Source organism: Candidatus Magnetominusculus dajiuhuensis (assembly GCF_046044395.1).
GTDB lineage: Bacteria > Nitrospirota > Thermodesulfovibrionia > Thermodesulfovibrionales > Magnetobacteriaceae > Magnetominusculus > Magnetominusculus dajiuhuensis.
Window position 1 is genome coordinate 25780 of sequence record NZ_JBJUSG010000021.1, and the last position, 6852, is coordinate 32631.

Sequence of the window (6852 nt, forward strand, 5' to 3'; positions counted from 1 at the left end):
CAAACACCGTTATTTAAAATCTAACGCCATCACAACGGCGTCCTCCTCCGGCTCGGCGTAGTAACGCCTTCTTATGTACAGGCTCTTAAAGCCAAGCGAATTATAAAGCCTTATGGCCGCTATGTTAGACACACGCACCTCAAGTATTACTTTACCTTTAAAATCCCTCAAAACCTCATCTTTGATATGTCTTACCAGAAGAGAGCCGACCTGCCTCTGTCTGAAGGCGGGATGCACGGCTAGTTTCAGTATATGCGCCTCGTCAACCATCCTGCGGACACAAATATAGCCAATGGTTATGCCGATGCCGTCAACAGGGCGTGCTGTCTTACAGATGGACTCAGGATGTAACAGTTCAGAGATGAAGTCGTTCAATGACCATTTATGGCTAAACGATAACTTCTCTATTTCGATGACCCTGGCCATATCCGGCCCGGCCATATCGCTTATCCCGATTTCAGCCGCCGACACTTTTAAGCCTCTCAACGGCAAGCGGCAGTCTTATATAAATCGGCCTAAGCTCAGAGGCAAACTCACCGCGTTGCGCCATTTTCAGTCCAAGCGTGCCTACAACGTAGGGCGATATGTGCGTCACCTCCGGAAAGATTGCCGCGGCACCGAGTGCGGCGGTAATCGCGGATTTGTGTACGGCCAGCCCGCCGCCGGTGAAAATCACCCTACCCTCGTTAAGCGCCCTCAGCAACAGCAAGCTGTCAGGGATGCCAAAGAGCTGAGGGGTGACAATCGTATTAAACCCGCCGTCTGACCACTGAAACACCGCCCCATAGACCTCGCCCTGGCGTGCGTCTATTATGGTGCAAACCGGGTCAGCGGCAAACGGGAAATTCCACGCCAGCGCCTCAAGCGAAGACACTGCCACCGCTGGTTTGCCTGTGGCGTAACACAGGCCATTAACCGTGGCAATCCCCACACGCAGCCCCGTAAAAGAACCCGGCCCAACCACAACGGCAAACGCGTCCATTGCACCAATGTCCACAGCGGCCTCATTCAATATGAAGTCAATAACGGCCATTAAATACGCGGAGTGAGTGCTCTTAACGGCGTCGGTATTAACAGACGCACTTGACAGCAGCCCCGCCGCGGAGTCAACCACAGCCGCCCCGCAAACAGCACCAGACGTATCAATTGATAATATTCTCATCCGCGTTACAGGCATAAATATAACATACTTATACGCCGCAATAACAGCAATATGTAAGGTAAATTTGTTCTCCATCATAAGTAAGCGGTAGTTGCTTGGTTTGTCGCCATCCTTGTCCCTTTCTGTCATTCCGGCTTGTCTGGAATCGTCCCTACTGGTTGTTTTATGATGATTTTTCCTATTCTAAGATATAAGGACAGATTCTGGACAAGCCGGAATGACAACATGAGGCCGGAATGACGGACTAAGAAATGGACAGTTCAGAAATCATTGCAACTTAGCCCTGGGGCGGGCCTTATGCGGCCCTGGGGCCGTTATTAAAATATCTTCCCAATTCATTAAACGAACATAGCGCTATTATTCCAATTACCGGAAGGGTCATCCTAAATCCTCCACCGGCTATAAACGGTGGGAACAGAAAATAAACCGCTATGCCCATGATTGTCAGTCCAAACAAAAACTGTCTGTCTCTTAATGAGCGTATTACAAATGAGGCAAAAAGGACGTAAATAAGCGTGTAACATAATGTAATTACCGTGCCAAACGCCCCTTCGATTATGGTCTGTTTGGGGGTTAATTTATCATACGCGCCTGGAGACAAGTCAACTCCGGCAAGTGCCGCCGTATCAAGCCACGGGAGTTTCAGCAATATCGTCTGTGCATGTGTAACTATCTTGCCTATCGTAGTTGCCGGATAATCCCGAAAGACCTGAAACGCGACGGCCTTTTTTCTTTTAATCTGCTCATGCACATCGGTAATTTGGGCTATTTCACGGTTTGCCGTGTGGTATATATCTACCCTGCCCTCCAAAAACAACACCTCTACCATCAGGCAGTCATATAGATTAATTGCCACTATGTCAGTGGATTCGAAAAACCCGTGGTTTATATAATTTCTAATCGCCGGCCCATTACAAACAACCATCAGGGCAAGCGTTGAGGCAGCTATCCACGCGCGTATCTTGTTCGAATTAATAATACCCACCCTGCGCGCCGCAATAATCAAAACAGCCGCGTTTAATATTGGGTACAGGGCAAGCGTCGGTCTCACCTCTGCGGCATATCCCATTAACACAACGTGGAGTATTAAATAACTCAGGCGCTGTCTCACAACCGACATGACCCCAAGGCACAACCCGCACATAAAAATCGTCGAAAAAAACATGTCCGTAAGCACAACAGGTGTAGTTACGACAAAACACCCTGAGACAGTCAAAAACAACATCGCCGCATAGGAAACCCTATCCCCGCCGCCGAGCAATTCCCTGTTAATTATAAAAAGCATGGGATACACGGCGGCAAACAACAGTGACTGAGCAAAAAAAACTCCATAAAGCCAAAGATTTCCAAACACCTTCATAAAAAAAGATAGAAACATCGGATACCCGATAGTCCGATGATAATCAGCGTCGGTGCCCGTCCCAAAAACACCGTGAACAAGGAAATTCCGCGCAGGTTGCACATAAGTCATTACGTCTGTGCCGTTCATAGCATTTTTTGCGTATTTCCCCTCAGGCATTTGGAGATTGTAAAAAGTAGTCATATTTGACAACATTATAACGACATAGGCTATGTTAATTAATGCGGCAACCGTGTATTGAACCACAGGGGGGCGTATATTATTTATAGTCTTATTCATAATATTCTATTTAATTCTATGAAGCAATTGCAAAATGAATAAATGTGTCCCTTTTATGTCCACCTTTGCAGACTGAATTCCTGCTTTCGCAGGAATGACAACATGATTCAGTCTTCACCTGTCTGTCATTCCCGTGAAAACGGGAATCCAGAATGTTGTAGATACTGACAGTCACAGTATTTTTCAATTGGCTCCCAGAATATTCTATTAATCTCACCTAAAAAAGAAAGGGACTGTGAACCGGGCCTTCGCCCTTGTCACAGTCCCCTCAGCTCTTAAACAACAGAGATATTCAAATGACTGCTTATTTACCGATTATGTGGATTTCAGCGCGTCTGTTTTTCGCCCTGCCCGCATCTGTCTTGTTATCGGCAATCGGGTCATCATAGCTGTGGCCTACGGTTCTGATACTGGAACCATTGATACCGTTCTTTACAAGAGCCGCCTTTGCTGCCTCAGCCCTTCTTATCGAAAGCCTCATGTTGTACTTATAGCTTCCCTTGTTGTCGCAATACCCGTCTATTGTAATGCTCGGGTTCGGGTATTTCTTTATGATCTCGGCCGCCATGTCTAACTCAGGCTTAAATACCGCTTTGATGTTATACTTATCAAAGTCGAAGTTTACGATTCTGATTACGGCAACTTCTTTTTCAGTAGCTTTTTCAGGCGTTGGTTTTGGCTGGTCACACGCCGGACAAGGTGTCGGTACAGGGGGCTTAGGACATAACTCACCGGCCATTGCGATGGCCTTCTTAGCCATATCTATGCCTTCCTGTGTCTTGCAGCTTAAATAGACATCATAGGCATCGTCTCTCATCTTTGCCGCCGCGGCAAACTCCTTCGGACACTCCTTGTCTTTACCATCTACGCGCGCCTTCGCTATTGCCCTATCGGCTGCAGGGAACTCCGGCGGGTAGTACCATACCGCCCTCTTAGGGGCAAACTCCATCCCCGCACACCCGGTAAATGCCAACGCAATAACCGGCAACAACAACATCAACATCTTCCTCACCACACTGCTCATAGACATACCTTCTTTCATAAACATACCTCCTGCTGATCCTTTTATTTTACGAATTGTACTATGCACTTCTACACCTTCATACACTACTACATGTCGTCTGATTTTGTCAATGAAAAATTATGAAAAATAATTTAAATTTACACGCCCGGTAATTATCCCTTATTTTACAAGATGTTATATGCTCCTTTGGGCAATGGCAATCAGTGATTCCCCCCATCGGCAAGGCAGAATCAGCCGCCCCGCCATGACTTGCACGGCCGGGGCGGGATAAAATATCATTCTCTGCATGAACAGTGGAATCCCCCCTATGTATGGCACATCCCAAAGCCCGTCCGTTCCCGTCCTCAGCAGTTTAAATCCCGCCTTTTCAGTAAGCCCTATCCATTTCTCCTGCGGCAACAACGATACATGCGCCGGGTCGCCATAGCCAATCCAGTTATTCTTCTTTAATGTATGCCCAATGCCGGAGATATTTGGCACGACATACAGCAAAACACCCCGCGGCTTTAGCAGCGTCCTTATGAATTGGAGCGTTTCAAGGGGTTGTTCTATGTGCTCAAGGACGTGAATCGCGCATACCAAATCAAAACTATCAGCAGGCAGGCCATCCCTATCGCCCAATAAATGCCCGGATACCGTATTTTCCTTCGCCATATCAAGGGCGTCCTGTGATGGGTCATATCCATACGTCTCATAGTCTTTCGTATTAAAATGCCTCAGAAGCCGCCCGCCGCCGCAGCCGTAATCCAACACACAACCCCGTTTTACGAATCTTGCCGCAAGGCGGTAGTAAAACCAAAAGGCCACACGCCTACCACTCTGCCCGCGAGCCGCGTAGTAGGCACGGTTGTATGTCATCGGCGCGCCATACCCTTTAGGATAACGCCCTGATTATTGGAATGACTTCGCTCATGTCGTCTATGATATAGTGCGCCTCCCTCAGCGTACCTACCGCCCTGTAGCCGTAGCTGACCGCGACGGTCTTAATACCGGCGGCACGCCCGGCCTCTATGTCAGAGCCGCTGTCGCCTATGATTATCGTCTGGTTAATATCTTTTTTAAGCGCCTCCATCAGCCTTAGAATCGGCACGGGTGAGGGTTTTCGTTGTCCGCAGGTGTCAAATCCATACACGGCGTCAAAGTATTGCAGCATGGCGAGTTTATCAAGCAATATCCTTGACAACGATTCAAGTTTATTGCTGACCACCGCCTTGCTCACCCCCGCGAGGGTTCTTAATGTCTCTACGACATTATTATACGGCCTTGATTGGTCGGCTATGTGTTGTGTGTAATGCGAAATAAAATGGCCTTTCAACAGGTCTTTTTTGACCGTATCATTATCGCTAATGCCGACGGCCTTCACTAAGAGATTCTCAACCCCCGCCCCTACAAGCCTTTTTACATCATCTAAAGTAAGGGTTTTCTTCTCGCCGATTTCGGCGATGGCATGGTTTAATGAGCATGTAATGTCCGCAACAGAATCAACGAGCGTGCCGTCAAGGTCGAATATAACCAGCTCAATGGCCATCTTGCCCCGATGGTTTTTTCAGCCTGTTATATTTCTCCAGGCCGACGCATTCCTTTGCGGCCGGACACCAGTCAAGACATGTCGGTTTCATTTCTCTGCTGATTGTCTTGCTGCAGCCCTTACACTGTGTTTCGATCTCGTCAGACCAGATTTCATTTCCATGCCCGCAGTAGTAACATTTCAGATCCTCCGGGTACGGATTTCTTATCTCACTGCTGCCTGGGCAACTTTCTTTCATACATCACACCTCATAACTGCATTCATTATACCATTATAATATTTCCACGCCAATAATTTACATGATTGCCGTCATAGACACGGGCATCATTTTATACCTCATAAAAAAAATACTTTGCTTTTTTTCTCCACATTGATATACCATACTTTATGAACAGCGCACCCATAGACAATGACCCTATGGACGATGACTCCAAAAGCGGCAACTCCAAAAGCGGCAACCCCAAAGGCGGCAACCCCAAAGGCGGCAACCCCAAGGACTTCAAACAGAGAAACGGCGACCCGACAGATGGAAATCCCAGAGGCAGGGGGCGCATGGACGGCGGGCAGATAGACGGGGCGTCTGTTGATATTATCAAGCTCTTCGCCCGATATAAGGCAGGCGACTTCAACGAAAGGGCGGCCAGAGAGGTGGCCGATGTCTTCAGAGAACTCTCCGAGACCACGGTAACGACCAGAGGTGGCCATCCGAACGAGCCGTTTGACGATGGTGCGCTCAAGGATGGCTTTTCGAACGCGAGAGAGGGTTTTACTGATTTAAAGGACGATTTCTATGGCCTGAAAGACGACTACTTCGATTTAAAGGACGATTATTTTGACCTCAAAGACTCATATCACGACATAAGAGACGAATATACGTCGCTCAAGGCCGAATACGCTAAGTTAAAAGAGCTGTACGAACACGAACTCGACGAGGAAAAGGCGCGAATAAGGGCAAAGGTGAAGTCCCTGCAGCGCAGGGTCAGGGTTTATTTCCTGCTGCTCCTTATACTAGTCCTGCTAAGCACCCCGTTTTCAATGGATATGATTTACAAACTTTTCGGCTTGAAGTAACACCGATGGAAATATTGAATTAATTGTCATCAATTCAGATGACACGTTGCTGCCAAAGAGGTAAAGCGATTCCCATAGTCTGTCATTCCGGCTTGTCCGGAATCTTATTTGGCGTGGGGATGAGTAGAGACTGATTCCGGACAAGCCGGAATGACGAACAAAGAAGCCGGAATGACAGACAAGGCAAGACAAATTATCACTTAAGATTATCATTCCAGCCCCTATTTTGTCATTCCAGCGAAGGCTGGAATCCAGTTTCTTAGACTCAGGATTGACGCCATGTTTCTGCCCCTGCAAGAACGACATGAGAGACTAAAGGGCTGGGAAACCCGCTCCGTCTGCGTTTTGACATAAGGACTGGATTCCAGCCTTACAGACTGTGTCATAATTATTTTTTACAAAAAAAGTCAAAATATGTAATACACATA

At 47.5% G+C, this 6852-nt stretch carries 8 protein-coding genes; 1 reads left to right on the forward strand and 7 read right to left on the reverse strand.

The features are described 5' to 3' along the window. Positions 1-9 precede the first annotated feature (9 nt). From rimI to AB7D94_RS04775, 7 genes are all read right to left on the reverse strand, one after another. A complete protein-coding gene (rimI, locus tag AB7D94_RS04745; RefSeq protein ID WP_420264580.1) occupies positions 10-471 on the reverse strand; it encodes a ribosomal protein S18-alanine N-acetyltransferase in 462 nt (153 codons plus the stop codon). Then, complete coding sequence (tsaB, locus tag AB7D94_RS04750; RefSeq protein WP_420264581.1) at positions 458-1291, reverse strand: tRNA (adenosine(37)-N6)-threonylcarbamoyltransferase complex dimerization subunit type 1 TsaB; 834 nt, start codon at positions 1289-1291, stop codon at positions 458-460. The genes rimI and tsaB overlap by 14 nt, the downstream gene beginning before the upstream one ends. A gap of 166 nt (positions 1292-1457) precedes the next feature. Then, the gene (locus tag AB7D94_RS04755) at positions 1458-2801 is read right to left on the reverse strand and encodes a glycosyltransferase family 39 protein (RefSeq protein ID WP_420264582.1); all 1344 of its coding nucleotides are present in this window, start codon (positions 2799-2801) and stop codon (positions 1458-1460) included. A gap of 304 nt (positions 2802-3105) precedes the next feature. Continuing rightward, complete coding sequence (locus tag AB7D94_RS04760) at positions 3106-3843, reverse strand: OmpA family protein (protein WP_420264583.1); 738 nt, start codon at positions 3841-3843, stop codon at positions 3106-3108. A gap of 156 nt (positions 3844-3999) precedes the next feature. Further along, positions 4000-4683 (reverse strand): class I SAM-dependent methyltransferase, encoded by a 684-nt coding sequence (locus AB7D94_RS04765; protein ID WP_420264584.1) that lies wholly within the window; start codon positions 4681-4683, stop codon positions 4000-4002. Between the two features lie 16 nt (positions 4684-4699). Beyond that, positions 4700-5353 carry an HAD family hydrolase gene (locus AB7D94_RS04770; protein WP_420264585.1) on the reverse strand — a complete coding sequence of 218 codons (654 nt, stop codon included), beginning with the start codon at positions 5351-5353 and terminating at the stop codon, positions 4700-4702. Beyond that, the gene (locus tag AB7D94_RS04775; protein ID WP_420264586.1) at positions 5343-5591 is read right to left on the reverse strand and encodes a phosphohydrolase; all 249 of its coding nucleotides are present in this window, start codon (positions 5589-5591) and stop codon (positions 5343-5345) included. The genes AB7D94_RS04770 and AB7D94_RS04775 overlap by 11 nt, the downstream gene beginning before the upstream one ends. 149 nt (positions 5592-5740) lie before the next feature. Here AB7D94_RS04775 and AB7D94_RS04780 point away from each other — a divergent pair, with 149 nt between their 5' ends. Then, positions 5741-6424 (forward strand): hypothetical protein, encoded by a 684-nt coding sequence (locus AB7D94_RS04780; RefSeq protein ID WP_420264587.1) that lies wholly within the window; start codon positions 5741-5743, stop codon positions 6422-6424. The last annotated feature ends 428 nt before the right edge of the window (positions 6425-6852 follow it).

Coding starts and splice junctions, on each gene's coding strand:
- tsaB (WP_420264581.1), bottom strand. CDS start 1,291: ATGACAGAAAGGGACAAGGATGGCGACAAACCAAGCAACTACCGCTTA.
- AB7D94_RS04755 (WP_420264582.1), bottom strand. CDS start 2,801: ATGAATAAGACTATAAATAATATACGCCCCCCTGTGGTTCAATACACG.
- AB7D94_RS04760 (WP_420264583.1), bottom strand. CDS start 3,843: ATGAAAGAAGGTATGTCTATGAGCAGTGTGGTGAGGAAGATGTTGATG.
- AB7D94_RS04765 (WP_420264584.1), bottom strand. CDS start 4,683: ATGACATACAACCGTGCCTACTACGCGGCTCGCGGGCAGAGTGGTAGG.
- AB7D94_RS04770 (WP_420264585.1), bottom strand. CDS start 5,353: ATGGCCATTGAGCTGGTTATATTCGACCTTGACGGCACGCTCGTTGAT.
- AB7D94_RS04775 (WP_420264586.1), bottom strand. CDS start 5,591: ATGAAAGAAAGTTGCCCAGGCAGCAGTGAGATAAGAAATCCGTACCCG.
- AB7D94_RS04780 (WP_420264587.1), top strand. CDS start 5,741: ATGAACAGCGCACCCATAGACAATGACCCTATGGACGATGACTCCAAA.